Source organism: Pedobacter sp. GR22-6 (assembly GCF_037402555.1).
Lineage (GTDB): Bacteria > Bacteroidota > Bacteroidia > Sphingobacteriales > Sphingobacteriaceae > Pedobacter.
This window is the reverse complement of record NZ_JBBEUC010000003.1, coordinates 676,316-702,577: the sequence shown is the minus strand read 5'-3', so window position 1 is coordinate 702,577 and position 26,262 is coordinate 676,316. Positions and strand designations below refer to the sequence as shown.

Genomic DNA, 26,262 nt, shown 5'->3' with positions numbered 1-26,262 from the left:
GCTACGCTACAGCGCCCACATTAAGTTTATGTTAAGAATAACACGCAAAAAAAATGGCCATTGAGCGATACTCAATGGCCATTTTATAAATTTATTGCAAAAATTATTTTACAGCACCTGGAGTAGTGTAAGCTAGTGATTGAGGATCAAAGTGAGCCCATCCAGCAGCCCAGTTTTCAGAACCGAAAGCACCTTTGTAAGCAACTGATGTGAAACCTGAAGCCAATTTAGCGTTTGTAAATGAAGCGCCGGAAGCAGCTGCAGAATTTGCAACTACAGTGAAGTTAGGTGTACCAACTCTTGCAGTAGCAACTAAATCTGCTGAATATTTGTAAGGATCTGTTAAAAGAGCACCCCAAAGCAGTGTAGGTTCAAACGTGTTAGTAGGTGCAATCAACAATGGACTAACTGTAGCTAAAGCAGTACCTGTAGCTTTAATTTGATTTGATTTACCATTACTGTTATAAATCAAGTTGTTTGCAAAAACTGATCTTCCAGCAACTAAATTAGCAGAAGAATTTGCAGTAGCTGGAGAAGCAGGTAATGCATCGTCGTAGAAAATACCTTCAGTATAACCAATAAATACAGAGTTTAATATACTGATTGCTGAATTACGACGAATTTGTGCTCCGTGTTGGAAGTTAGCATTAACGCTGCTACCACCTGAACCTACTGGACCCAAAATAGTCATGTTAGAGAATACAGCAGATGTTTGCGGTGTATTGTTACTACCTGAAGCATCGTTATCAGATTCGAAACCGTTAGATCCAGAAACGTCAGCAGTTACAGCCAAACGCTGAGCTAAACCAAATTGGATTTTGCCAGAGAAACCATTGTCCGTATCAAAATCATCATCCCATGAATCGATTGCCAATAAATGTGAGCAGTTTACAGAACCACCAAACCATTCAAAAGCATCATCTCCTGAACGATAAACCTCGATATAGTCAATTGTAGTACCAGAACCTACTGAACCAAAAGTTAAGCCGTTGATTTCGTTATCTGGACCTAAAGCAATACCAGCATACTCAATACGTACATATTTCATGCTACCAGAATTATCAGCATTATCTGTACCACCATGTTTAGCTTTATCAGTTGCATCGGAAATACCTTCAATTGACACTGATGTACCAATGTTATTTTGAGCTTTACCTAACAAGATTACACCACCCCAGTCACCTTCTTTACGGGCACCTGCAGCAATACTTGAAGTAAACACAATTGGCTTATCAGGAGTACCAACGGCCATAATTTTAGCCCCTCTTGTAATTACCAAAGCTCCTTTGGTTGTTTTGTCACCTTTAATGATTGTTCCTGGCTGGATAGTTAATGTAGCATTTCCTGTTACAAAAACATTACCTTTTAATAGATAGATCTTATCTGCAGTCCATGTTGTGCTGGCAGTCACATCACCAGATACTTCTACGGTGTTTGAAGGTAAGGTTGGATTAATCTCTTCGTCATCAGTACTTTTCGAGCAACTTGCTAAAAAAACCAATACGCTCATTGCGCAAAGTAATAATTGTTTTTTCATTTTGTTTTTTGTTTTACTTCCTCAAAGGTGTGATCTTGATGTAACTCATCAATTAACAAACCATTAAGATGTTGTTAATAATTAAGATTATTTTGTGTGATTAGTTAACATTAAAAATTATAAGAGAATGACAACGAGTAGTTACCTCCTGGCTTGTAACTGCTGATAGTTTCATCTTTTGATCTTTCATAGTTTTTATTAAGATCCCTGTCGTAATATTGAGTAATGCGGTTATTTAAAATATCTCCAGCATTGAACTTCAACTCACCTTTATTTTTAATGACCTTAAGTGCCAATTGCAAATCGACAACATTTCTTGGTGCCTCCCATATTGCAGGGAACAGAACGCCTCCAGCTACATTTAGCTTTCTCCCTATCCTATTGTAAAGTGCATTAAAGTTCAACTTATCACCTAAGAAACTGTGCTGCAAGCCAGCATTGATGATATACGGAGCCTGTCCAACCATTGGTCTTTTGGTATCCAGTAAGTTGAGTCCTGTATTATTGGTTTCTACATTTGATTTTATAACAGATACATTGGTATAAAATGTAGTTTTCTTTAAGAAATCAGTTTGCGAAATGAAACCTAAATTTTTACGAAACTCCAACTCTATTCCATATACATTGACTTTGTCGGTATTTACATAAGTTATAGTTCTCGTAGAGCCCCCATCATTATTAAATGACTCGATCGCATTATTGAATTTCTTATAAAAACCTGACACTGAAATAACTTGTCCTGCTTCTGGATAAAATTCAAATCGAATATCTGCATTATCTATCTTGGCTTCTTTCAATTCAGGATTTCCTTGTTGAAATGCCAATAGTTCATAGTCATAAATAGAAGCCGATGCCAATTCCCTGAATTCAGGTCTTGCTAAAGTGCGGTAATAAGAAGCTCTCAAATTAATTTTTGGAGTCAGGCTGTAGGTGTAATTTACTGAAGGTAATACATCAACATAGTTGTCATCCACTGATGTCTGAGGAGTTGCCACTTTTGCATCCAACACTACATTAAATTGCTCAACCCTGACACCCCATACCAATCTGGACTTTTCTCCCAATTTGTTATCTAACATTAGATATCCCGCATTCGTCAACGCTGTAGCTTCATAGCTATCAGCATCCAAAGTAATGTCATTCAAAAAGTAGGCTCCACTATTAATCGCGTCCCTACCGTACAATGTGCTCAAAGGCCTTGTTTTGATCTGATCTGCATCTGGCGCTGAATTATTGGCCTGGAAGCCTATAAACCTCGCATCGAAACTACGTTTACGATATATTGAATTTAAACCAGTCTTAAATGTAGATGTCTGACCAAACATTTTTACCGGCAATGTATAGTTCAATCCTCCACTAAAATTATCTTCATTTAGTTTGGAGAACAACCTCGAATTTTCTTTGTTGACTGCGTCAGTCTGGGCAACGTACAAATAGTTTTCCGTACCCATATTCGACGGATCTCTCTGATAACCGATCTTCTTTTGATCTGGCTGATCATTCAAAATGTTCGCATAGCTTAATGACCAGTTTATCTTAGCATTCTTTTCTCCTAGAGCATGAGTACCCTCAATTGTAGATTTAAAGAGCGCTTTTTGCATCAAATCGAAAGCATAAAATTTGATATCGCGGTTTCGATCACTATTGAATCCATTTCTGGTTAAATATTGATCATCATAAGTTCTATTATAAATATTCTTGAAAGTAATTTTGCTTTTTCCGTATGTGTAGGCAAAATTTGCAAGAGCGCCCAGATTGGTGGAGAACTTATAGATATCATCATGATAATCAAAGTTCACATAATCACGGATCACATCACTACCTATGGTTTGGGCATTCCTGTAGGTGAGAGAAAATAAAGCTCCGAATTTATTATTGTTTTTAAAATCTTTAACCCTTCCTAAAGTAAACTGATAATTCTGAGTAGGAAGTGCTGTATTATTATAGGTTTTCCAATCTGACGACAGCTTTCTCATGGCAGAGATGCCCTGTTCCGGGGTCATTGTCCCTCCAATAATTCTGTTTCTTGACGGAAAATTAGTAGGCAAGCCCTTATCACCATTATCAAATGCAAAATAATCTGTTGCATTTCTTACACCGCTTTTAAAATCCTTAAATGTAGATGCAGTATTATAACCAGCACCGATTCCAACTGAAATAAAGTTATGGTCAGGAATATCTTTGGTAACAATCTGAATCGCTCCTCCTGTAAAATCTCCCGGCAAATCTGGTGTAGCGGTTTTACTGATTACCAGGTTATCCACCAAATTTGAAGGTACAATATCAAATGAGAAAGCTTTCCTATTGGGCTCCGTACTTGGAAGCGCCGCTCCATCAAGTAGTGCAGTATTGTAACGATCACTTAAACCACGGATTACTACAAATTTATTATCCTGAACAGTAGCACCACTCACACGCTTCAATACATCAGAGGTATTTCTATCAGGCGAACGTTTGATCGTTTCCGATGATACACCATCAGAGATCACTGCACTGTTCTTTTGAGCTGCATATAAAGCATTCACACTCTCCTTTTTAAAAGAGCCTTTAATTACAACTTCGTTCAGCTTCTGCCCTCCCGCTTCATCCAACACGATGTCAAATATGGTGTTTTTACCACCCGTTACTTCTACATCACTGATTTCCTTACCTTCGTAACCAACGTATTGGAAAACCAATGTATACTTTCCGTTGGCAAGTCCGACTAAAGAGTACTTCCCGTTTACGTCTGTTGCAATACCTCTTGTTGTATTTTTGATCTTAACAGTTACGCCGATCAGTGTCTCGCCTGTTTTTTTATCTGATACCTTACCAGAAATTTTGCCCGTCTGAGCAAATACTGCTACGCCAATAATTACAAATAAGAATGTAAAAATTGCCTTCTTGAGATTTAGTTGTGATTTCAATTTTGCTGTATATTAATTTCCAGCAAAGCTATTACCACAATGTTAGGTATATGTTAGATGTGAATTACCATTATCTTATGTCAATGTTAATAATATGTTAATAGCCATTTTAATCAATACCTTATGCCCGCTTTTTTGCAAATAAAATGCAATAACCAGATTGGACCGATTAACAAGAACTTAACATCATCCAAAAACGAAGGCTTTTTACCTTCAATTTTATGACCAATGAATTGACCGATCCAGGCGAGTACAAATATCAGGGTGAAGACCAACCACATAGCCGGTCCTCCACTGTTAGCCCATTGCTCTATTGATACAATGCCAAAGCTCATGATACAAATCAGGATCAGCATCATATAAGACATCACCGGCGAAAGACGGTAATAGTAATACACTGCAAAAGCGATCAGGAAGGATGCCCAGTTCAGGTAATCGGCATACTTTCCCAAAAAAGCAAAACGCGGGAAAGGAATCGCCCAGACCAGTCCCAGTAAACTGAATACAATCAACGGCACACAGACCCAATGGATCAGCTCATTAGAAGGGTTTTGATGACTTTCCGCGTACTTATCAAAAAGCACATCCACCTCTTTCTTCGGCGCTGCCTTCGCTCCTTTATTCTGCTGTTGCTTCATTTCATATTGGTTTACCACGTAAAAATAAAAAAAGCGATGGAATAATCCACCGCTTTCACTGATATACTTTGAGTGCTGCAAGCAGCTCATCTTTATTTCGCAAATGCGACCGATCTGGTTTCCCTGATTACCGTTACTTTGATCTGACCTGGATAAGTCATTTCAGTCTGGATGCGGTTAGAGATATCTGCAGCCAACAATTCTGCCTGCTGATCAGTTACCCTTTCACTCTCTACCACTACCCTTAATTCCCTACCTGCCTGGATCGCAAAGGTTTTCTCTACACCAGGATAAGATAAAGCAAGCTCTTCAAGTTCTTTCAAACGCTTGATGTAACTTTCCACTACCTCACGCCTTGCACCTGGGCGTGCGCCTGAAATGGCATCACAGGCCTGAACAATCGGAGAGATCATCGAAGTCATCTCGATCTCATCGTGGTGGGCGCCAATCGCATTACAAATTTCCGGATGCTCCTTATATTTTTCTGCCAATTGCATTCCAAGGATCGCGTGTGGCAATTCCGGATTGTCATCTGGAACCTTACCTATATCGTGCAGGAGACCTGCTCTTTTCGCCATTTTAGCATTCAGGCCCAACTCTGCCGCCATAGTCGCACAGAAATTGGCCACCTCACGGGAGTGATGCAGTAGGTTCTGTCCGTAAGATGAACGGTAACGCATACGTCCCACCATCCTGATCAGTTCAGGGTGCAGACCATGAATACCCAAGTCGATTACTGTACGCTCGCCAATCTCTACGATCTCATCTTCAATCTGTTTCTTGGTTTTAGCTACCACTTCTTCAATACGCGCCGGGTGGATACGTCCGTCCGTCACCAAACGATGCAGTGCCAAACGGGCTATCTCCCTCCTTACCGGGTCAAAACCTGAGAGAATGATCGCCTCAGGAGTATCATCTACGATGATCTCGATGCCTGTAGCAGCCTCTAATGCACGAATGTTACGTCCTTCCCTACCGATAACGCGACCTTTGATCTCGTCACTTTCAATATGGAAGATGGAAACTGTATTCTCGATAGCAGCCTCTACAGCAGTACGTTGAATGGTCTGAATAACCACTTTTTTAGCTTCTTTAGTTGCGGTCAGTTTGGCCTCATCAACGATATCCTTCACTTGTATCATTGCCTGCGTACGGGCTTCCTGCTTCATGTTTTCTACCAGTTGACTTTTCGCCTCTTCAGCACTCAGCCCTGCAATGGTCTCCAGTTGTTTCACATGCTGATTCTTCAGCACTTCTACTTCTTCTTGTTTTTTCACAGCAATCTCAGTCTGCTTCTCGAGGTTCTTTTTCTGGTTGTCCAGTTCCTGATCCTTACGTGTAGCATTTTCCAATTTCTGGTTCAGCGACTGTTCTTTTTGTTTCAAAGAGTTCTCACGCTGGTTGATCTGGTTGTTTTTAGAGTTCACCTCTTGTTCATGCTCAGATTTCATCTGAAGGAATTTCTCTTTCGCTTCCAGCATCCGATCTTTTTTCATGATCTCAGCATTCGTCTCTGCATCCTTAAGGATCTTTTTCACTTTATTTTGTACAGCGACCTCCTGTGTTTTAAACAGGCTCCTGAGCAAGTACCTTCCGATCACTACACCGATCACTGCGCCGATTACTAAACCGGCGAGTACATATCCTAATATTTCCATTCTGTTTTATATATAAGCTTGCATGAGCCAATCTTCTGTTATTTGGTAAAATGAAATAGCTCATGCATGCTGCTTCATTGTTAAAATCTGTGTAATAAAAAAACCGCAACTAAATCTCTGAGCCCCTCATGTTCAAAACCTCAACGTTAGCATAATTAGGATTTAAGTCATTTTCAGGTGCAACGAATGCAGATGAAATACACCCTCTCAATCCTATAAATATTGAAGTGTTAAGTTTTAAAAATAGTGAAACTCAAAAATCTAGCTGCGGCTATATCTTTGTTGTATTTTTTTTACTAATTATAAAGAACGCTCCTATCTGGAGAAAAACCCGTTTAATAAACTATCCAACTCTTCCACCTTCTCAGCCACCGCGGTATCCTGATCCTGAACCTTGTTTTCTACCCTCAGCACTGCCGTTGCATAATGCAACACTGCCATAGAAAGCAAATCCTGTTTATCTCTGACCGCATAATTTTCCTGATAGTCCTTTATACGCTCATTGATGATCTTCGCCGCCCGCCTTACAATTTCTTCCTCTTCCGTATTTACCTTCAGAGGATAGATGCGGTCGGAAATAGTTATTTTTATCGAGATTTCTCCCATTTCTTAGCTTTGTTTCACTGTCCTAAACTGCTTATTTCTTAAGCAGTACTACACACTTATCTATTTCACGCACAAAATCGTTAATTTTTTGCTTTATATCAAGTGTCTTTTCACTTGTACCCTCAATACTTTTCGCCAGCTTCAACACCCTCATCTTTTCTTCCAAATCTGCATTCTTACTTTTCGAACCTTCAAGTGCCGTTTTTACAGATTGATTCTCAAGCTTTAGCAGATCATTTTCTTCCTGTAAAGCATTGCAAAGCTCGATCAGGCGGGCTGTTTTTTGCAATACTGAGTTTAACTGATCGGCAACAGAAGACATTGAAAAATATTTATTAAGTACTTATTTATTTGTAAAAGACAGGACATCGATCTATTTTCTGATCTCTGCCTTGGCTGTCTGCGCTAAGTTATATATAATCTTTTGCATAACGGAATCAATTTGTTTATCCGTCAATGTTTGTTCCTCATCCTGAAGTGTGAAGTTTAAAGCATAAGATTTTTTACCTTCCGGCAATTTGTCGCCCACGTAGACATCAAATACCTGCACATTCTTGATCAGTTTCTTTTCGGTCTTGAAAGCGATCGACTTCAACTGTTCAAAGGTCACTTCTGTATCTACCAACATCGACAGATCCCTCCTTACTGATGGATACTTAGGAACGTCCTTATTTATGATCTTGTTCTTTCTTACGATGTCCAGTAACAAGGCCCAATCGAAATCTGCATAGTAAACCTCTTTATCCACATCTGCTTTCTTCTTATCTACTGTAGTGGCCGCACCAAAGCTCACAATTACTTTATCGCCCCTGAAGTATTTCAAACCAAAAGCGAAGCGCTCGTCGTTGATCTCCTCCGATTGGTAATTTGCGATACCCAATCTGCCGATCACAGCGTCTACTGCTGCTTTCAAATTATAAAAACTCACAGGGCTTTGCTTGTGGTTCCACTGCTCCGACTGGTTCGCTCCGGAAAGCAACACCAACAAACGTGGGCGCTCCACATATTTCCCCCCAATCAGGTGATAGGTTTTACCAAATTCATAAAACTTAATGTCCGGATTCTTACGGTTTTGGTTATACGCTACACTTTCTAACGCCGGCATCAGCAATTCCTGACGCATCACGTTCAGATCTGAACTCAATGGATTCAAAATCTGTACAGCTTCCTCAGGATTTTTGGAATAAGCGCCTTTGGTCAAAGAATTACACCAGATCTCCAGAAAGCCGTTGGCAGTCAGCATATCCGCAATTACATGCTGCGTTTGCTCACGGTCCGGCTTGTTGCTGTAAGACAAAGAAGCATTTACTTTACTCGGGATTTCAATATTGTTGTATCCATAGATTCTCAACACTTCCTCAGTAACGTCACATTCACGAGTCACGTCTACTTTGAAACTAGGTACTTTCAAATTCAGTCCGTCCTCAGTTTCTTTTAATACCTCGATACCTAAAGCCACAATGATGGCTTTAATTTCGCTATCAGCAATATTAGCGCCGATCAGTTTATTGATATTATTATAACTCACAGCTACATCAAATGCTTGTACAGGTGTGGGATAAATATCTGAAACAGCAGAAGAAATTGTACCGCCTGCTAATTCCTGGATCAGCAACGCTGCTCTCTTCAAAGCCACTACTGTCATCTCAGGATCTGTACCGCGTTCGAAACGGAAAGAAGCATCGGTCTTCAAACCGTGTTTCTTGGAAGTTTTACGTACAGAGACGGAATTAAAATAAGCGCTTTCTAAAAATATATTGGTGGTTGCATCAGATACTCCGGATTGAATACCACCAAAAACGCCCGCGATGCACATCGGCTCTTCAGCATTACAGATCATCAGATCTTCGGCTGCCAGTTTACGTTCCACACCGTCTAAAGTCACAAAAGGTGTACCCTCAGCACATTTCTTCACGATTACTTTTCCACCTTTAATCTGGTCTGCATCAAAAGCATGCAATGGCTGACCAAGATCGTGCAAAACATAATTGGTAATGTCAACGATGTTATTAATTGGCCTGATACCGATCACTTTCAATTTATCCTGCAACCAATCTGGCGAAGCTTTTACAGTAACGCCAGAAATGCTTACACTGCTGTACCTTGGACAAGCTTCTGCATCTTCTACGCTAACCGCAATATTCAGGCTTTCATTGACCGGCGCAAAACCACTAATGTCTGGCATCGTAATTCCTGTACGGAAGTAGGCGGCCAAATCTCTGGCTACGCCCAGATGCGAAGCTGCATCTGCACGGTTTGGTGTTAATCCAATCTCGAACAGGTAATCGTCTTCCAGTTTGAAATAATCTTTGGCTGTAGTCCCGACCAAGGTATCTTCCGGCAATACCAGGATACCATCATGGGATATACCCAAACCGATCTCATCTTCAGCACAGATCATTCCCTCTGAAACTTCACCGCGGATTTTTGATTTATTGATTTTAAAAGGCTCGCCTTCATTCGGATATACCGTTGTCCCTACCGTAGCTACTACAACTTTCTGTCCTTCAGCTACATTTGGCGCGCCACAAACAATCTGCAAAGTAGCCTCTCCTCCCACGTTTACAGTCGTTACCCTAAGTCTGTCGGCATTGGGATGCTGTATGCAACTCAGAACATGGCCGATCACCAAGCCTTCCAATCCGCCGGCAACGGGCTGAACCGTCTCCAGGCTTTCCACCTCCAGACCGATATTGGTCAATATCAATGAGAGTTCCTGCGGTGTTTTGTCAGTTTGTATGAATTGTTTCAGCCAGTTATAAGATATCTTCATTTTCGTTTTTTATAAAATGCAAAGATATTATTTAATGGCGAAAGCCGAAAGCGATTATCTCACACTAAATCCACTCATCATTGCTGCACAGGCACCAAAGCCAATCACCAGCATGACGACAGAAATAATGAGCAGTTGAAGTCCCGGTTTTGCCGGTGTATTATTGCCCATAGCTACGAGAAGCTTGACTATTCCCACCAGAAACAATGCGCCTACCGCGATCCAATACAGTAACGAGAGTACGAGTATACCTTCCATATCAATTGAAATTTAGCTTTTCTCTGATGGCATCAATTTTACCGTCCCTGTAAAAAATGTTCATGGTCTCAAAAGGAATGATCTTCATTTTATCACTCACGATATGTACACATGATTTCTTTACCGCCCTTACATCAAAATCCAGCGCATCCATGAAATTCATAATAATGATACGAAATAAGTTATTGTAATTCAAATGATCAGACTGCACCCTGGGCAGACAGCACATGAGCTCTCCAAAAGTATCTTCAGCACAATCTACAGAAACACCAGTACTGAACAGGTTGAGCATATGCTCCTTCAGTTTTTCATCGTGCTCAAATACAATCGTGTTTTTAGAATTGTTCAAGAGGTCATCGGGATTGATGAGGTGAGTCATGGGTACTACTTCTTTATCTAGCTTTAATGCATAGGCCATACACAAGGCATCTGGATTACAAGGTACAGGAATCAGATCTTCTGGCTTAAATAAAGGATATTGCTCATAAATATTCCGTCTTACTTCTGTAAGCGTAATACGCCCCTGTTGATCGCTATAATTGTCGTTTCTTCCAGCCACCTGAGTTGGCTGAAAGGTAACTCCTCTCACACAGCGCTGCTTCAAAGCATAGTCCAGGATATCGCCAATTTCATGGTCGTTGAGCCCTTTTTGCAGGGTAACTACCAGGGTGGTGCTCACATTAAACTCATTCAGGTGATCAATGGCTTTTTTCCTTACCTCAGTAAGATCTTCACCTCTCAATTGTGTAAGAACCGCAGGACTAAAGCTATCGAACTGCAGGTAAATTTCAAAATCAGGCATATAAGTTGCCAGTTGTTCTACAAATCTCTTATCCTTGGCGATACGGATACCATTGGTATTGACCATCAGGTGCTTGATAGGTTTCGTCTTGGCTAAATCCAATATCTTGAAAAAATCGGGGTGTACTGTCGGCTCCCCCCCTGAAAGCTGCACAACATCCGGTTCTCCTTCATTTGCGACAATCACATCCAGCATTTTATCGATCTCCTCTAATGTGCGATGTCTACCATAATGTGGGGACGACATGGCATAACAGGTAGGACAACTCAGGTTACAGCGATCTGTTACCTCTACAACCGTCAGACAGGAGTGCTGTTCATGATCGGTACACAGTCCACAGTCGTAGGGACATCCATAATGAACTTTGGTATTAAATTTCAGGGGCATTTCAGACTGCTTGTTGAAATTTCTGATTTGCTTATAATATTCCACGTCATCGGCAATCATCACCTTACTATCACCATGCGTTCTGCAATTTTTCAGCATAAAGACCTTTTCATCCTGAAATACAATCTTCGCATCACAAAGGTGGAGGCAGTCGGGACATAAGCTTTTGGTATAATCGTAATAAATGTAATCTCTGGTTTTCATAAGTAACGTTAAAGCACCATTCGGCGGATGAATTTATAATAATACAGAAAAATAAACAGAGCAGACCAATGAATACTGCTCAAAGCTAGAAATAAAGGATGGTAGGGTTTGAGGAATTCTATCAAGAACCGATAAAGAAAGTACAGGACCATGAAGAGCTTAAACCGCTCCCCATTCCGCATTGATCTATGTCTTATTCCGTTGAATATCATCAGTAGTAGTACCATGTACATCATTTCGTAAAGTGCCAGAGGATGCCTGCGAATGCCATCGCCTAAATCCATCCCCAGGAAGAAAGTTGTAGGCAAACCATATACCGGTTCATCTATCCCCATGGAAAAACAACCGATTCGTCCAATGAACAATGCGACGATGATGGGGATCACATATACATCTCCTGAAGCGGTGTTGACCCCAATATATTTTTTGATCAGCTCTACACCAAACAAGCCCCCCAGCAATCCGCCCACGATTGTCTTACTTTGATAGAGCAGACTGAAACTCAGATTTGCCAGGGATTCCGGATCCTCCAGAATAGCTACCACCCTGGAACCTATCAACGCACCAAACATAGCTCCCAACATAATCCAAAGACGGTTCTCATCTGAGATCGGATCATGAATCCCTTTTCTAAGATAGTAATACAGTCGTACTCCAGTAAAAAACGCCAACAATTCAAAAATGTAATGCCAATGGTATAGTTGACCAAATAATTCAAATTGCACAGGGAATTTCACAAGCATCGGTATAGGTTTAAATTAATCCTTCGTCACCAAAGCTATAATATTTTTTATTGGTGATGATCAGGTGGTCCAATATAAACAGGTCTAACATTTTGCCAGCTTCTACTAATTTTTTAGTGATATTAATATCCTGACTACTCGGCTTCACGTTGCCAGAAGGATGATTATGGGCAAGGATGATATTTGCCGCATTATTTTCCAGTGCTACCTTAAAGATGATCTTTGGATCTGCTACCGTACCGGCGAGTCCACCCTTGCTGATCAGGTACTTACCGATCACAAAATTGGCCTGGTTAAGTGCGAGTATCCAGAACTCCTCGTGGTTCAGGTCGGCGAACATGGGCAATAGCAGACGAAAAGCATCGGCTGAACTGGAAATTTGCTGCATTTCTTTAGTGTTAGCATCTTTTCTTCTTCGTCCAAGTTCGAGCGCGGCGACGATGGAAATCGCTTTAGCTTCCCCTACACCTTTAAATTTGCAGAGCTCCTTGAGAGAAAGCCGACCTAGCGCATCAAGGTCATTGTCACATGAGGCGAGGATCCGCCTGCTCAATTCCACTGCGGTTTCATCCCGGCTTCCAGAACCGATCAGAATAGCAATGAGTTCAGCATCCGTAAGGTGCCGACGCCCATTGAGCATCAACTTTTCACGGGGCCGATCTGCCTCCGCCCAAAGCTTAATTCCCAGTTTCACCGAATATGACTTCATAAGAATAATTTTTTAAACATAAAAAAAGGGATATGCGATGCATATCCCTTTTTAATATTGTAAAGCTATTCTTATTTTAAGCCATTAACAAATTTAGTCAACTTAGATTTGTTGTTTGCAGCTTTATTTTTGTGAATAACATTCTTTTTAGCCAAACGATCTAACATAGAAACTACTTTAGGAAGCAATTCTAAGCCAGTTTTTTTATCTTCTGCAGCACGCAATCTTTTGATAAACGTACGAGTTGTTTTTGCCTGGTACCTGTTACGTAAACGTTTAGTTGCGTTTGTTCTAATTCTTTTTAATGAAGATTTATGATTTGCCATTTTTTGTTATTAATATTTTCATTTTAGAGCCAAGACCCTTATTCTTTCTATTTTTCGGACTGCAAATATATGACTTATGTTTTTAAATTACAAAATGATAAGAAAAATATTTTTCAATTAATTCCCTATCAGACAATAGATCAGAACAAGGCCAGTATTCTCGACTTACCTAAAGATATCCCGCAGCTTGAGTGCGGGCCTCCAAACCACCAGCTTCGGGATTCGCAGGGGCTTTGGTCGGGATTGCTTGGGCAAAAGGTACCTTTTACCCAAGCAATCCCTTACGAATCTGCTCTTAATCCTTATTCAGCCCAATCCCTGTTAAGGTAAAAATAGCAGCTAATTCGCTAATAAAACTTTCAATAAGCCTGTAAAATGTTATTTTTGGGGACAAAGGTCTACCGCTATGAAAAAACGTATTGCTATATTTGCCTCAGGATCAGGATCCAATGCTCAAAAAATCATGGAGCTTTACAAAAGAAGTCCAGAGGTAGAAATCGCTTTGGTATTGACCAACAATCCTGACGCCTATGTATTGCAGCGGGCCGACAACTTTGAGATTCCTTCTCATATTTTCGACAGAAAGGAGTTTTACCACAGTGACAGTATCATAGAAATGCTAAAAAATCTCGATATTGATCTGATTGTATTGGCTGGCTTCCTATGGTTGATTCCAAAAAATCTCATCTCAGAATACCCAGGCAGGATCGTAAACATCCATCCTGCCATTTTACCTAAATACGGAGGAAAGGGCATGTATGGCGACCATGTACACAATGCAGTGCTCGCCGCTGGTGAGACCGAAGGTGGAATCACCATACATTATGTAGATGAAAACTATGATGAAGGGGAATATATCTATCAGGCCAAATACCGCATTGACAAGGAAGACAATCTGGAAATGGTCAAATTCAAGGGACAGCAGCTTGAGCATCAGCACTATCCAAGGGTGATAGACACCATCATCAAAAAGATAAAAAAATAATAGATTTTGCAAAAACACACTATTATTATCAGTTAAAAAATCCTAATTTTGCGGCTCAAAATTTTTCTCTGATGAGTCAATCTATAAAGATCAAAAACGCTTTAATTTCAGTTTATTACAAAGATGGCTTAGCGCCATTGGTGCAGTTGCTTGCAAAGCAAGGTGTACAATTGTTTTCTACCGGAGGTACAGAACAGTTCATTAAAGACTTAAACTTACCTGTTACCGCAGTGGAAGACCTCACCGGCTATCCTTCTATCCTGGGCGGCAGGGTAAAGACTTTACACCCTAAAGTATTTGGAGGTATCTTAAACCGCAGGAACCTCGGTTCAGATCAGGAACAGATTGCTCAATATGAGATACCTGAAATAGATCTGGTTATCGTGGATTTATATCCGTTTGAAGAAACACTTAAAGCAGGTGGATCTGAAGAAGAAATCATTGAAAAAATTGACATCGGCGGTATTTCGCTGATCAGGGCTGCAGCTAAAAATTTCAACGACGTGTTGATCCTCGCTTCGAAAGATGATTATTCGGTACTACAAGGTCAACTAGAGGCACAAAACGGCGAGACAACTTTAGCGCAACGTAAGGCTTTTGCCAAAAAAGCATTCCATACATCATCAAACTATGATACAGCGATCTTCAATTATTTCAACACGGAAGAGCCGCTTACTGTATTTAAACATAGCATTGCGCAAGCGCAAACTTTGAGATATGGGGAAAACCCTCACCAGCAAGGCGTGTTTTATGGTGATTTGGATGCCATGTTCACGAAACTGAACGGCAAGGAGCTTTCATACAATAATCTCGTAGATGTAGATGCTGCAGTAGCGCTGATAGACGAGTTTGAAGCACCTACTTTCGCTATTTTAAAACATACAAATGCCTGTGGCCTGGCTTCCAAACCGACCATTCTGGAAGCATGGAATGTCGCATTGGCCTGTGATCCGGTATCTGCTTTTGGCGGTGTACTGATTGCAAACCGCGAGATCGACCTGGCTACTGCTACTGAGATCAACAAACTGTTTTTTGAAGTCTTGATTGCACCTTCGTATGAACCAGAGGCGGTAGAACTGTTCCGCGCTAAGAAGAACCGCGTTATACTGCAAAGGAACGAAGTAGAGCTGAGCAGCAAGCAATTTAAGACTTTATTGAACGGGGTGATCGAACAAGATAAAGACCTCGTAATCGAAGGTCCGGAACAAATGACCACCGTAACTGAAAAAGCACCTACTGAGCAAGAATTGAACGACTTGTTCTTTGCCAATAAAATTGTAAAACACACCAAGTCGAACACCATTGTTTTCGTGAAAAATGACCAGTTACTATCTAGTGGTGTTGGCCAGACGTCAAGAGTAGATGCTTTAAAACAAGCTATTGTGAAAGCGGACGCTTTTGGTTTCGACCTGAAAGGTTCTGTAATGGCATCGGATGCCTTTTTCCCCTTCCCTGATTGCGTAGAAATCGCTGCTGAAGCAGGAATTACTGCCGTTTTACAGCCAGGTGGATCTATAAAAGATGCAGATTCTATCAATAAGGCAAATGAAAAAGGAATTGCTATGGTCACTACCGGTGTCAGACATTTTAAACACTAATTTATTTGTCACTGAATACAATAAAAAGATGTAGTTTTACATTAGTATAGTACATAGAATTTTTAATCATAAATTATCACCTATAAATGGGTTTATTTAATTGGTTTACACAAGAGGTTGCTATCGACTTAGGTACAGCAAACACCTTGATCATACATAACGATAAAGTAGTAGTTGATGAACCATCGATTGTTGCCTTTGACAGACAAACAAACAAAATTATAGCGATAGGCAGGCAAGCCATGCAGATGGAGGGTAAAACCCACGATAACATCCGTACAGTACGTCCTTTGAAAGATGGGGTAATTGCAGACTTCAATGCGGCGGAAGCAATGATCAAAGGAATGATTCGCATGCTGAACGGCGGTAAGGGCTGGATGTTCCCTTCACTAAGGATGGTCATCTGTATCCCTTCCGGCATTACTGAGGTAGAAAAACGTGCAGTGAGGGATTCTGCAGAAATTGCCGGTGCAAAAGAAGTTTATCTGATCCATGAGCCTATGGCTGCTGCTGTGGGTATCGGGATTGATGTGGAAGAACCAATGGGTAACATGATCATCGATATCGGTGGTGGTACTACAGAAATTGCGGTAATCGCCCTTTCCGGTATCGTATGCGACCAAAGTATCCGTGTTGCGGGCGACAACTTTGATTCTGATATTGTAAATTATATCCGCCGCCAGCACAACATCATGATCGGTGATCGTACTGCGGAGAAGATCAAAATAGAAGTAGGTGCGGCATTGCCCGAGCTGACAGACCCACCTGCAGATTTTGCAGTACAGGGAAGGGACTTGATGACTGGGGTACCGAAACAGATCACAGTTTCTTATACTGAAATTGCGCACTGTCTGGATAAATCGATTTCTAAAATTGAAGAGGCGATCTTAAAGGCTTTGGAGATTACTCCTCCTGAGCTTTCTGCAGACATCTACCAGACTGGTATTTACTTAACTGGCGGGGGGGCTTTGCTTCGCGGACTCGATAAGCGTGTGGCTGCAAAAACGAAACTACCGGTCCATGTTGCAGAAGATCCGCTCCGTGCTGTAGTACGTGGTACTGGTATCGCCCTGAAAAATATAGGTGGTTTTAAATTTTTAATGCAATAAAAGAGTTTTATGTTTTAAAGTATTAAGTTTTCACAAGGCTCCGCTTTTTAAGGACTCTTAGAAAACTTAATACTTAAAACTGACCACTTAAGACTAACAGATATGCGTAACCTTTGGATCTTCATAAACAGATATAACGCATTCTTCTTTTTCATTATTTTCTTTTCTATAGGGATTTTCCTAACCATTAAAAACAATGCTTATCAGCGCAGTGTAACCATCAATTCGACGAATCAGGTAGTCGGTGATGTATACAATAATCTGAATGTACTGAAGAAATACATGAACCTTGGGGCTGTAAATGACAGTTTGGCCATAGAAAACGCCAGATTGAAGACAGAAATCCTTAACTTAAAACTGGTAGACACAACTAAAGAAACCTTGGTAAAAGATACTGCAGGTATGCCTCAGTACACCTACCTACCAGCAAGGGTGATCAAAAACTCCATTACCAACCGGAATAATTTCATTACCATCAATAAAGGTAGCCTTGACGGCTTAAAAGCTGGTATGCCGGTCATATCTCCCAACCGTGGAGTGGTTGGTTATATCCATGATGTTTCAGATCATCTGGCTACCATCATGTCGCTGCTACACAAGAAAACAAAAATTAGCGTCAGCGTTAAAAAGAACAATGCCATTGGCTCATTGGAATGGGGCGATGGCAATTCTGATTACAGGATAGCCCAAATCACGGAAATTCCCAATCATTTTAAACTGAACCTAAACGATACGGTGGTGACTTCTATCTACTCTACCTTCCCTGCAGCTACCCCGGTAGGTACAGTGAGTAATACGGGCATGTCTAAAGGGGAAAATTTCAAAACCATAGAAGTCAAATTATTCAATGACTTCAGTTCACTACAATATGTGTATGTGATCAAAAATAAATTTGCAAAGGAACAAGAAGAATTAGAAGCTAAATTGCCGAATGAACAGTAGATTAGTAGTCGTAAATATAATCCGGTGGTTTATACTACTTTTGTTTCAGATCCTGATCCTGAGAAACATGAGCTTTTACAATATGGCTACGCCATTTGTATATATTCTCTTTCTGTTGCTCCTCCCCTTCAGTACGCCAAATTTATTATTATACCTGATTGCCTTCATCACAGGACTCACACTAGATGCATTTTACGATACATTGGGTGTACATACTGCCGCCTGTGTGATGCTGACTTTCGTCAGGATCTCATTTATTGCTGTAACGGTGAGCAGGGACAATTTTGATGAACCAGAACCTACATTGGGTAATATGGGCTTTAAATGGTTCTTCTTTTACGCTGTACTTTGTACGTTCTCCCACCACCTTGTACTCTTTTTTTTGGAAACTTTCCGGCTTACGGAGTTTGTATACACCCTTCTGCGCTGCCTGGCAAGCAGTGTATTTACGCTATTTGTGATCCTGCTGATTGAGTTTATCTTTTATAACAGAAGGGCACGCTAATGGACAATCTGTTTAACCGAAAATACATCATACAAGGCTTATTCATCGTGGTGGCCCTAATCTTATTGGGGACTCTCTTCTATATACAGGTAGCAAGCGATAAGTACTTTCTTTCTGCAGAAAGCAATGTATTGCGAAAAATATATACTTTCCCTGCGAGGGGGGTAATTCTCGATAGAAATCAAAAAATCCTGGTACAGAATGAACCTGTTTATGACCTTATGGCCATCCCAAATGATGTAAAAGAATTTGATACGGTTTCTTTGTGCAAAATCATTGGTGTGGATACAGTCAAATTCAATAAAAACTTTAGAAAAGCACGTCGCTTGTCCAGGTTCCAGCCAAGCATCATCGAAAAACAACTTTCTGTTGAAATCTATCAATCTTTATCTGAGCAGTTATCCAGATTCCCGGGGTTCTTTGTGCAGAGCAGAACCATCAGGCAATATCCAGATAGCATCGCAAGTCATTTTGTAGGCTATATCAAAGAGGTGACGCCTAAGGAAATTGAACAGTCAGAGGGCTATTACCGTTCAGGAGATTATATCGGAAAGTCTGGAATAGAGAAATCTTACGAGAAAAACCTAAGGGGTGAACGAGGCGTAGTAAATATGCTCTACGACGTACACAATGTGCCGAAAGGCAGTTATAGTGAGGGTAAATTTGATACTCCGGCTGTATCTGGTGAGCAATTAATCTCTTCATTAGACTCCAGGCTACAAAAACTGGGTGAAGAACTTCTGCGCAACAAAGTAGGTAGTATTGTGGCCATAGAGCCTGCTACAGGAGAAGTACTTGCTTTTGTAAGCAGTCCGGGCTATGATCCGAACCTGATGGTAGGCAGGAATCAAGGCAATAACTACATGAAGCTCATTAACCTGAATGATAATCCAAACCGGCCAATGACCATTCGTCCGATACAGGGCTATTATTCGCCGGGTTCCGCATTCAAACCTTTGGATGCACTTATTGGGCTTCAGGATGGGGTCATCGACCCGAATACCACCTTCTACTGTCCGGGATATTTTATGGCAGGAAGACAGAAGATCAGGTGTGAACACCAGGATTTCAACATTGCACTGAGACGAGGTCTGGCCCGATCTTGCAATACCTATGCCTGTTACGTTTTTCAAAAGCTCATCACACAGCGTAAATATAAAAATCAGCGGCTTGCGTATGAGGACTGGTACAATAAAGTAAAAAAATGGGGACTGGGAGAGAAATTGGGGATTGATTTGCCTTCTGAACGGCCCGGACACTTTTATGATGCAGCTTATTATTCTGAAAAACATAATAAATATTGGGGCTTTACTAACGTCATTTCGCTAGCCATCGGGCAGGGAGAAATGGATGCGACACCTTTACAGATGGCGAATATAATGGCCGTAATTGCCAACAGGGGCTATTACATCAAACCGCATCTGGTTAAGTCGATAGGAAAAAATCACATCATCAAGAAGGAATATGTGAAGAAGAACTATGTAGACATTGATGCAAGACATTTTGAACCCGTCATAGATGGAATGCAAGATGCTGTAAATGCTCCATGGGGCACGGCAATCGCTTCCAGAATCAGCGATGTAGTGATGTGTGGAAAGACTGGTACAGTACAAAACCCACGTGGAAAAAACCATTCGGTTTTCATCGGCTTTGCACCAAGAGAGAATCCTAAGATTGCCATAGCGGTAATCGTAGAGAACGCCGGTTTTGGTAGCGCTTACGCAGCGCCTATAGCCAGTTATATCACCGAGAAATACCTGAAAGATAGTGTTTCAGGAGGTAGAAGGGCAGAAGTGGAATGGATGAAGAAACAAATCGTCCTACCTGAACCACGAAAGCCAAAGCCAAAACCGGTAAAATTACCAGATACGATCAATTTGAAGCCTGAAGCTTTGGTCAATCCCGACCTAAAACCGATCAATTTAAATAAACAGCCCACTTCTACGAAATAATGAACAATCAGCAAAGCAACAGGTTCTTTTTCAACGTAGACTGGATCACTATCCTGATCTACATGGCGCTTTGTACCATTGGTTATGTGAACATCTATGCCTCAGTACCCAGTTCTGCGGATAGTTCTGCATTCAACTTCGCAAGCAACTATGGCAAACAACTGATATATATTATTGCAGGCATGGTACTGGGCTTTTCTATCCTGTTACTGGATGCCAAATTCTTCAGTGTATTTTCCCCTATCGTATACGGAGTGACCATATTCCTGCTATTGGCAGTACTAGTGGTAGGAAGAAATGTAGGAGGAAACCAGGCCTGGATCTCTTTACCGGGAGGATTCAGATTGCAGCCCTCCGAATTTGCCAAGTTTGGGACTGCCTTACTCCTTTCGCGTTACATCAGCAGCTTTAGTCCGAAATTCCGGGACTTCCGCTCGATTGCTTTTGCAGCACTTATTGTGGGGATTCCACTTTTCTTAATCATGATGCAGCCAGACACTGGATCGGCATTGGTCTTTTTGGCTTTTATGTTCCCGATGTACCGTGAAGGGCTTTCGGGCTATTTTCTCCTGATCTTTTTAGGCATGATCGTATTGTTTGTTGCCGATTTTCTCGTCCCCATGTATATCCTGATTCCCGTCATTCTTGCCATTGGCGGAATGTTTATTTATCAGAACAGACGTAAGCAAAAGATCATGTTCTCGGCAATAGCAGTTACTGTAGTAGCCATAGCTTATTTATTTGTAGTGAAGTTAGCGTATGAGAAGGTTTTAAAACCGCATCAGCGTACCCGTATTGAACTGATCCTCGGATTGAAAATGGATCCAAAGGGAGTGGGCTACAATGTGATTCAATCTAAAATTGCAATAGGTTCAGGCCAGTTGACTGGTCGTGGCTTCTTACAAGGTACTCAGACCAAATATGGTTATGTACCAGCGCAAAGTACAGATTTTATCTTTTCAACTATAGGAGAAGAATGGGGATTTGCCGGGGCCTTCGTAGTCATCGGATTATTTGTATTCTTATTACTCCGACTGATCAATCTTGCTGAACGCCAACGCTCAACCTTCTCCAGGGTGTATGGCTATTGCGTAGCTTGCATCTTGTTTTTCCACGTATTCATTAATATCGGAATGGCGATCGGCATAGTACCGGTGATTGGCATTCCCTTACCGTTCATTAGTTACGGAGGTTCCTCACTATGGAGTTTCACCATCCTGTTATTCATCTTTTTGAAACTGGATTCAAACCGGATGGGCTTTATCTAACCTTCGGGAAAGCGCTGAGCCAATAAAGCATAAAATTTATCTACCGTATGTTGTTTAGTTGCCCAGTTGTTTTTTTCTGCATAGTTCTTTTGCAGAAACACATCAGCAGTCTTCAAATCAGGCATTTTGTTGATCAGATCTATGGCTTCAGAATAGGCAAGGTTATAACCATTGAAAAGGTCTTTAATATATAGCAGCTTTTCATTGAGGCTGATGCCTCCCTTAAGATCGGTAATGGCAGGTTTATTATTTCCTTCGTTGAAGGTAGCATGGCCACTATTACGGGCAGCCAGGAGATCATTTAGTGTAGGTTTAGCTACATTTGCAGCTACAGGAGGTTGAACAATCTTCTGTTCAACATTATCCAGTATCGGCTGCGCTGTCGGTTTAAGCGATACTTCTTTTTCCTCCGGCTTGTCTACAACGAAGGATGCTTCAGCCTGGATGGGCAACACAGGATCAACCTCAGGTGAAGGTGGCTCTGGCACAACTTCATTCTGTCTCTGTTTGGCGGCGATAATTCGTTGTTCTTCTTCACTCAAAGGTCGGTCGAAGATTTCATTTACTGATTTTTCTTCAAATTCAAATCTATCTGAAAGTGGTTCTTCTTTCAGGATGAACTCGAAACTTGCCCGTTCGTGTTCCAGCACATCTTCCTGCTGCAGCTCTTCCAGTTCGATTTGTTCCATCTGTACTTCCTCAACTTTAGGTTCCGGAACCGGAGCAATATGAATAACAGGTTCAGTGCTGCTACTTACCTCCGGCAAAGCAATATCTACCGGAGCGTTAACTTGTGGCTGTAAGCTTTGCGTAGAGTCGGACAGTTCTTTGACTGCTCTGGCACTATTTATTTTTCTGACGATTTGTACGTGGTCAGACAAGAAGTTGGCATTTGCAAGGAATAGTTCAAGCTCTAATTCATTCAATTGCTGAGGATTTTGTGCTAGAAAATCGTACTGGTCCTGCAGTTCATTTAAAATCTGCCCTATCTTTTTAAAAATATCTTCTTGGTTCATCATAGTTCTATAACGCGGAAACTGAGTTTTTGTTGGTAACTTAACATTCAAAAATACTACAAAATTCTGATATTAGCTGCCTCTAAGTATCCCCGAACAGATGTTATTCAGCGAACAAAATTACAGAAGAGGAGAGTTTTGCGGCAGCATAGAAGTAATTTGCGGCTCAATGTTTTCAGGTAAAACAGAGGAATTATTGCGGAGATTGAAACGGGCTGAGATCGCCAAGCTGAAGGTGGAAATCTTCAAACCAAAGACAGATACCAGGTACGATGAACATGCGGTGGTATCCCATGACCTTAATTCGGTACATTCTACACCTGTTGAAACTTCTTCGGCAATTTTATTATTGAATGCGGATACGCAGGTTGTAGGCATTGACGAAGCTCAATTCTTTGACGACGGCCTTCCAGAAGTTTGCAACAAACTGGCGGAAAAAGGAATTAGGGTGATTGTTGCGGGACTGGATATGGATTTTCAGGGAAAGCCATTTGGCCCAATCCCCGCTTTAATGGCCATTGCTGAACTCGTGACCAAGGTGAATGCTGTTTGCGTAAGATGTGGAAGTCCCGCTATGTATTCCTTTCGGACCGCAGCAAGCGAAGCCAAGGTGTTATTGGGAGAAAAAGACAGCTACGAACCCCGTTGCCGACGCTGTTTCCACCTGGGCTAAATTCCTTATCCCAACGGACAGTTTTTACATCGCTTCCCCCTAAGGTACTTCTCACAACAGTCCTTTTTCTTCTTATCTTTTTTATCCTGCTTAGAGAGCTTCTTATCTTTCTTCTTTGACATGTCCTTCGTGTACATCAATATACGAAAAAAGGTATATATGGTCTGCATTTGCAGCAATATATACCTTTAAAAATGTCCTGTCCTTAGAGGACAAGCTTAAATTTGATTTTATCCTTCAGTATAGCTGATTCCACCAACGTGTTTGTCGATCTGCCATCTGCCAGTTCCTTCTTCTCCAATCACGTCGAACAATTCGAGGGCACGACGGGCTTTGTATTCTTCTTCCCTTTGCTCTCTAAAGAACCAGTTTAAAAATTCAAGGGTCACATAATCTTGCTCTTTGTGGCATCTTGCTGCGATGTTCTTGATAGACTGAGTAACAGCAATTTCCTGATCCAGGGCCTCTTCAAACACTTCGCGGAAAGAGTTGTACTCTGCTTTAATGTCACTGATTTCAGGAGAGATGGCATTTCCACCCATATCAAGTACATATTTAAAGAATTTCAGTTGGTGTTCACGCTCCTCTTCTGCCTGCTTAAAGAAATAATCAGAAGAAAAATCGTAACCATGTTGGTTGCACCATGAGGCCATTGACAGGTAAATTGCTGATGAATGGGCTTCTTTTTTTATTTGTTGATTGATAAGTGTCTCAATTTCCGATGAGATTAAACACTTAGCACGCATGATATCTTTCATAGTCTTATTATTTTATTCCTATTTGCTCTTACAAAAATAGGGCAATAAAAATCATTTGCTTCATTTAAAAGCAATATGGAAAGATTCTAATTCTAAGCAAATCAGGCCACTATACGTTTCAGCCTATCGTAAATAATGTGATTGAGTTCCAGCATGACGAATGTTCCCTGCAATAATTCCTTCAATGCAATGATCTGTATAAGAGACAGTACGTAGCAATGATCACATGCACAAATGAACAAAATCTCGAGGTCAGGCGTCTTGGTACTGTCCAGCAACAACACCTCAATATCAATCTTATAAACTGCTTTTTTGAGCTTAAGGAGATTGCGGTAGTCAAAACGGGCGAGTTTACCTGCAAAATCTACATACCAGCAATTCTCACTATCGGATTGATAAATGGCTCCGTTGATGGTGCTAAATACTTCTTCGAAATGAATGCTTGTAGGTATCGCGGTTGTTTGCATGTCGCCTTTTAAACTTATCGAAAGCAAAGGTTATGATTATTTAGATTTATTCCAAATCGCTGAGGCTATTTTTTTAATTTTTATTTGCGAAGTGTTAATTTTTCATTCTTGCAAGGCGGTGTGTGTCTTTAATTTCAATGTAACTACCTTTCTTTTCGATGAGACCTTCTTCTTTAAAATCACTGAGCGTGCGACTTACGGTTTCAGTTGCCATTCCTGCCATAGCAGCAAGTTCGTCTCTCGAAATTTTAAACTGAGGGGCAGTTGTATCCTTTTGCTGTAAGCGTAACAGCACCTGTGCCAGCCTTTTTCTAACGGAATGATAAGCGAGCTCGATCAATTGTTCTTCTTTTTCACGCACGTCGTTGGAAAGAATCCTGATAAATTCCCTACTGATCTCCGGATACTTATTGATTAGGCTCAGAATGGCTTCTTTTGGTAAAAGACAGAGTGATGAATCTTCTACAGCTTCTGCTGTTTCCGCAAAAGGTTCTTCCAATAAGACTGCATTCATTCCAATATAATCTTCGGGTTTATAAAGTCCGGTCATCAGCTGCCTTCCATCTTCTGTTAGTTTTAATGTCTTTACGGTACCACTGAGCAATAAGTAAAGTCCCATCGGTTCATCTCCATCGTAATAGAGCACTTGCTTCTTTTTGATGTGCCGGATCTTTCTTGCCGCTATTAGTGTTTTTAGCTCATTAGCACCATTATTATTGCCAGTAGCAGCAAGATGCTCCAGATTATTTAAAGCTTTGCTAAAATAAGCCTCAAGTCTTTCTTTTTTTGCTAGTCGGCTTTCTATTGCGGCTAGCAACTCTATATCATCGAATGGTTTGGTAAGATAATCGTCCGCTCCCATTTCCATACCTTTTCTAAAATCAATGCGTTCGGCTTTAGCTGTAAGGAAAATAAATGGAATGTCTGCAGTCTTTTCGTTTTTGCTCAGCATGTGCAACACACCGTAGCCGTCGAGTTCGGGCATCATAATGTCACATAAGATAAGGTCAGCCTTTTGCCGAACTGCGAATTCTACTCCGGCTTTCCCGTTATCGGCCTGCAGCACATCATATCCTGCGAGTTCAAGAATTTCCGCCGTGCTTTCGCGGATATCAGCATTGTCTTCGATAATGAGGATGGTTTTCATATGGGCAATCTACTAATAAATGAAACGATTATGCCAAGCAAATATGGAAATTGGATGAAAAACAAAAGGTGACTAAGGTCACTAAATAAAATGAGCGGGATCAGATAATGCTGGGGAGGTGTGATAACAAAAAAGCTCCAGATAAATCTGGAGCTTTTTGCAGTGGTATGGGCCGGGATCGAACCGGCGACACATGGATTTTCAGTCCATTGCTCTACCGACTGAGCTACCGTACCATCTTATATTTAACATGTTTTGATCATGTTCCCCTCGGTTGGGAGTGCAAATGTAGTTT

The 26,262-nt window shown here is 41.0% G+C and carries 24 protein-coding genes and 1 tRNA gene; 8 read left to right on the top strand and 17 right to left on the bottom strand.

The features are described from left to right. Nucleotides 1–103 precede the first annotated feature (103 nt). From WAE59_RS16975 to rpsT, 12 genes are all read right to left on the bottom strand, one after another. The gene (locus WAE59_RS16975; protein WP_337857163.1) at nucleotides 104–1,537 is read right to left on the bottom strand and encodes a hypothetical protein; all 1,434 of its coding nucleotides are present in this window, start codon (nucleotides 1,535–1,537) and stop codon (nucleotides 104–106) included. 110 nt (nucleotides 1,538–1,647) lie between these two features. Then, nucleotides 1,648–4,443, bottom strand: coding sequence for a TonB-dependent receptor (locus WAE59_RS16970; protein ID WP_337857162.1), 2,796 nt, complete (start codon nucleotides 4,441–4,443; stop codon nucleotides 1,648–1,650). Between the two features lie 113 nt (nucleotides 4,444–4,556). Beyond that, complete coding sequence (locus WAE59_RS16965; protein ID WP_337857161.1) at nucleotides 4,557–5,081, bottom strand: Mpo1 family 2-hydroxy fatty acid dioxygenase; 525 nt, start codon at nucleotides 5,079–5,081, stop codon at nucleotides 4,557–4,559. Nucleotides 5,082–5,173: 92 nt separating this feature from the next. Beyond that, nucleotides 5,174–6,739, bottom strand: a complete 1,566-nt coding sequence (gene rny / locus WAE59_RS16960; protein WP_337857160.1) for a ribonuclease Y — start codon at nucleotides 6,737–6,739, stop codon at nucleotides 5,174–5,176. Between the two features lie 315 nt (nucleotides 6,740–7,054). After that, nucleotides 7,055–7,345 (bottom strand): cell division protein ZapA, encoded by a 291-nt coding sequence (locus tag WAE59_RS16955; RefSeq protein WP_337857159.1) that lies wholly within the window; start codon nucleotides 7,343–7,345, stop codon nucleotides 7,055–7,057. Nucleotides 7,346–7,376: 31 nt separating this feature from the next. After that, on the bottom strand, nucleotides 7,377–7,667 hold the full coding sequence (locus WAE59_RS16950) for a hypothetical protein (protein WP_337857158.1): 291 nt from the start codon (nucleotides 7,665–7,667) through the stop codon (nucleotides 7,377–7,379). Between the two features lie 51 nt (nucleotides 7,668–7,718). Next, complete coding sequence (gene pheT, locus WAE59_RS16945; protein WP_337857157.1) at nucleotides 7,719–10,118, bottom strand: phenylalanine--tRNA ligase subunit beta; 2,400 nt, start codon at nucleotides 10,116–10,118, stop codon at nucleotides 7,719–7,721. Nucleotides 10,119–10,172: 54 nt separating this feature from the next. Continuing rightward, complete coding sequence (locus WAE59_RS16940; RefSeq protein ID WP_337857156.1) at nucleotides 10,173–10,376, bottom strand: hypothetical protein; 204 nt, start codon at nucleotides 10,374–10,376, stop codon at nucleotides 10,173–10,175. A 1-nt stretch (nucleotide 10,377) separates the two neighbouring features. Further along, complete coding sequence (locus tag WAE59_RS16935) at nucleotides 10,378–11,769, bottom strand: radical SAM protein (protein ID WP_337857155.1); 1,392 nt, start codon at nucleotides 11,767–11,769, stop codon at nucleotides 10,378–10,380. Between the two features lie 8 nt (nucleotides 11,770–11,777). Further along, nucleotides 11,778–12,512 (bottom strand): prolipoprotein diacylglyceryl transferase, encoded by a 735-nt coding sequence (locus WAE59_RS16930; RefSeq protein ID WP_337857154.1) that lies wholly within the window; start codon nucleotides 12,510–12,512, stop codon nucleotides 11,778–11,780. Nucleotides 12,513–12,522: 10 nt separating this feature from the next. Next, nucleotides 12,523–13,221 carry a RadC family protein gene (gene radC, locus WAE59_RS16925; RefSeq protein ID WP_337857153.1) on the bottom strand — a complete coding sequence of 233 codons (699 nt, stop codon included), beginning with the start codon at nucleotides 13,219–13,221 and terminating at the stop codon, nucleotides 12,523–12,525. Nucleotides 13,222–13,292: 71 nt separating this feature from the next. Continuing rightward, complete coding sequence (gene rpsT / locus WAE59_RS16920) at nucleotides 13,293–13,547, bottom strand: 30S ribosomal protein S20 (RefSeq protein WP_337857152.1); 255 nt, start codon at nucleotides 13,545–13,547, stop codon at nucleotides 13,293–13,295. Between the two features lie 406 nt (nucleotides 13,548–13,953). Here rpsT and purN point away from each other — a divergent pair, with 406 nt between their 5' ends. From purN to rodA, 7 genes are all read left to right on the top strand, one after another. Continuing rightward, on the top strand, nucleotides 13,954–14,532 hold the full coding sequence (gene purN / locus WAE59_RS16915) for a phosphoribosylglycinamide formyltransferase (protein WP_337857151.1): 579 nt from the start codon (nucleotides 13,954–13,956) through the stop codon (nucleotides 14,530–14,532). Nucleotides 14,533–14,603: 71 nt separating this feature from the next. Further along, nucleotides 14,604–16,130, top strand: coding sequence for a bifunctional phosphoribosylaminoimidazolecarboxamide formyltransferase/IMP cyclohydrolase (purH, locus tag WAE59_RS16910; protein ID WP_337857150.1), 1,527 nt, complete (start codon nucleotides 14,604–14,606; stop codon nucleotides 16,128–16,130). A gap of 86 nt (nucleotides 16,131–16,216) precedes the next feature. Continuing rightward, a complete protein-coding gene (locus WAE59_RS16905; RefSeq protein ID WP_265830026.1) occupies nucleotides 16,217–17,239 on the top strand; it encodes a rod shape-determining protein in 1,023 nt (340 codons plus the stop codon). A gap of 102 nt (nucleotides 17,240–17,341) precedes the next feature. Next, complete coding sequence (mreC, locus tag WAE59_RS16900; RefSeq protein WP_337857149.1) at nucleotides 17,342–18,181, top strand: rod shape-determining protein MreC; 840 nt, start codon at nucleotides 17,342–17,344, stop codon at nucleotides 18,179–18,181. Beyond that, entirely contained in the window at nucleotides 18,171–18,686 is a 516-nt protein-coding gene (mreD, locus tag WAE59_RS16895; protein ID WP_337857148.1) for a rod shape-determining protein MreD, read from the top strand. The genes mreC and mreD overlap by 11 nt, the downstream gene beginning before the upstream one ends. Beyond that, nucleotides 18,686–20,638 (top strand): penicillin-binding protein 2, encoded by a 1,953-nt coding sequence (mrdA, locus tag WAE59_RS16890; protein ID WP_337857147.1) that lies wholly within the window; start codon nucleotides 18,686–18,688, stop codon nucleotides 20,636–20,638. Before mreD ends, mrdA begins: the two co-directional genes overlap by 1 nt. Continuing rightward, nucleotides 20,638–21,906: a rod shape-determining protein RodA gene (rodA, locus tag WAE59_RS16885; RefSeq protein ID WP_337857146.1), complete on the top strand. Its 1,269-nt coding sequence runs from the start codon at nucleotides 20,638–20,640 to the stop codon at nucleotides 21,904–21,906. Before mrdA ends, rodA begins: the two co-directional genes overlap by 1 nt. Here the strand turns inward: rodA and WAE59_RS16880 are convergent. Then, nucleotides 21,903–22,925 (bottom strand): hypothetical protein, encoded by a 1,023-nt coding sequence (locus tag WAE59_RS16880; protein WP_337857145.1) that lies wholly within the window; start codon nucleotides 22,923–22,925, stop codon nucleotides 21,903–21,905. The genes rodA and WAE59_RS16880 overlap by 4 nt on opposite strands. A 97-nt stretch (nucleotides 22,926–23,022) precedes the next feature. On the opposite strand from WAE59_RS16880, the gene WAE59_RS16875 reads away from it, so the two are divergent. Next, on the top strand, nucleotides 23,023–23,595 hold the full coding sequence (locus WAE59_RS16875) for a thymidine kinase (protein ID WP_337857144.1): 573 nt from the start codon (nucleotides 23,023–23,025) through the stop codon (nucleotides 23,593–23,595). A gap of 230 nt (nucleotides 23,596–23,825) precedes the next feature. On the opposite strand, the gene WAE59_RS16870 is transcribed toward WAE59_RS16875, so the two are convergent. From WAE59_RS16870 to WAE59_RS16855, 4 genes are all read right to left on the bottom strand, one after another. Continuing rightward, the gene (locus WAE59_RS16870) at nucleotides 23,826–24,353 is read right to left on the bottom strand and encodes a ferritin (RefSeq protein ID WP_337857143.1); all 528 of its coding nucleotides are present in this window, start codon (nucleotides 24,351–24,353) and stop codon (nucleotides 23,826–23,828) included. Between the two features lie 101 nt (nucleotides 24,354–24,454). Beyond that, the gene (locus tag WAE59_RS16865; protein ID WP_337857142.1) at nucleotides 24,455–24,820 is read right to left on the bottom strand and encodes a hypothetical protein; all 366 of its coding nucleotides are present in this window, start codon (nucleotides 24,818–24,820) and stop codon (nucleotides 24,455–24,457) included. Nucleotides 24,821–24,914: 94 nt separating this feature from the next. Further along, a complete protein-coding gene (locus WAE59_RS16860; RefSeq protein WP_337857141.1) occupies nucleotides 24,915–25,967 on the bottom strand; it encodes a response regulator in 1,053 nt (350 codons plus the stop codon). Between the two features lie 163 nt (nucleotides 25,968–26,130). Continuing rightward, a tRNA-Phe gene (locus WAE59_RS16855) sits at nucleotides 26,131–26,203 on the bottom strand. Between the last annotated feature and the right edge of the window lie 59 nt (nucleotides 26,204–26,262).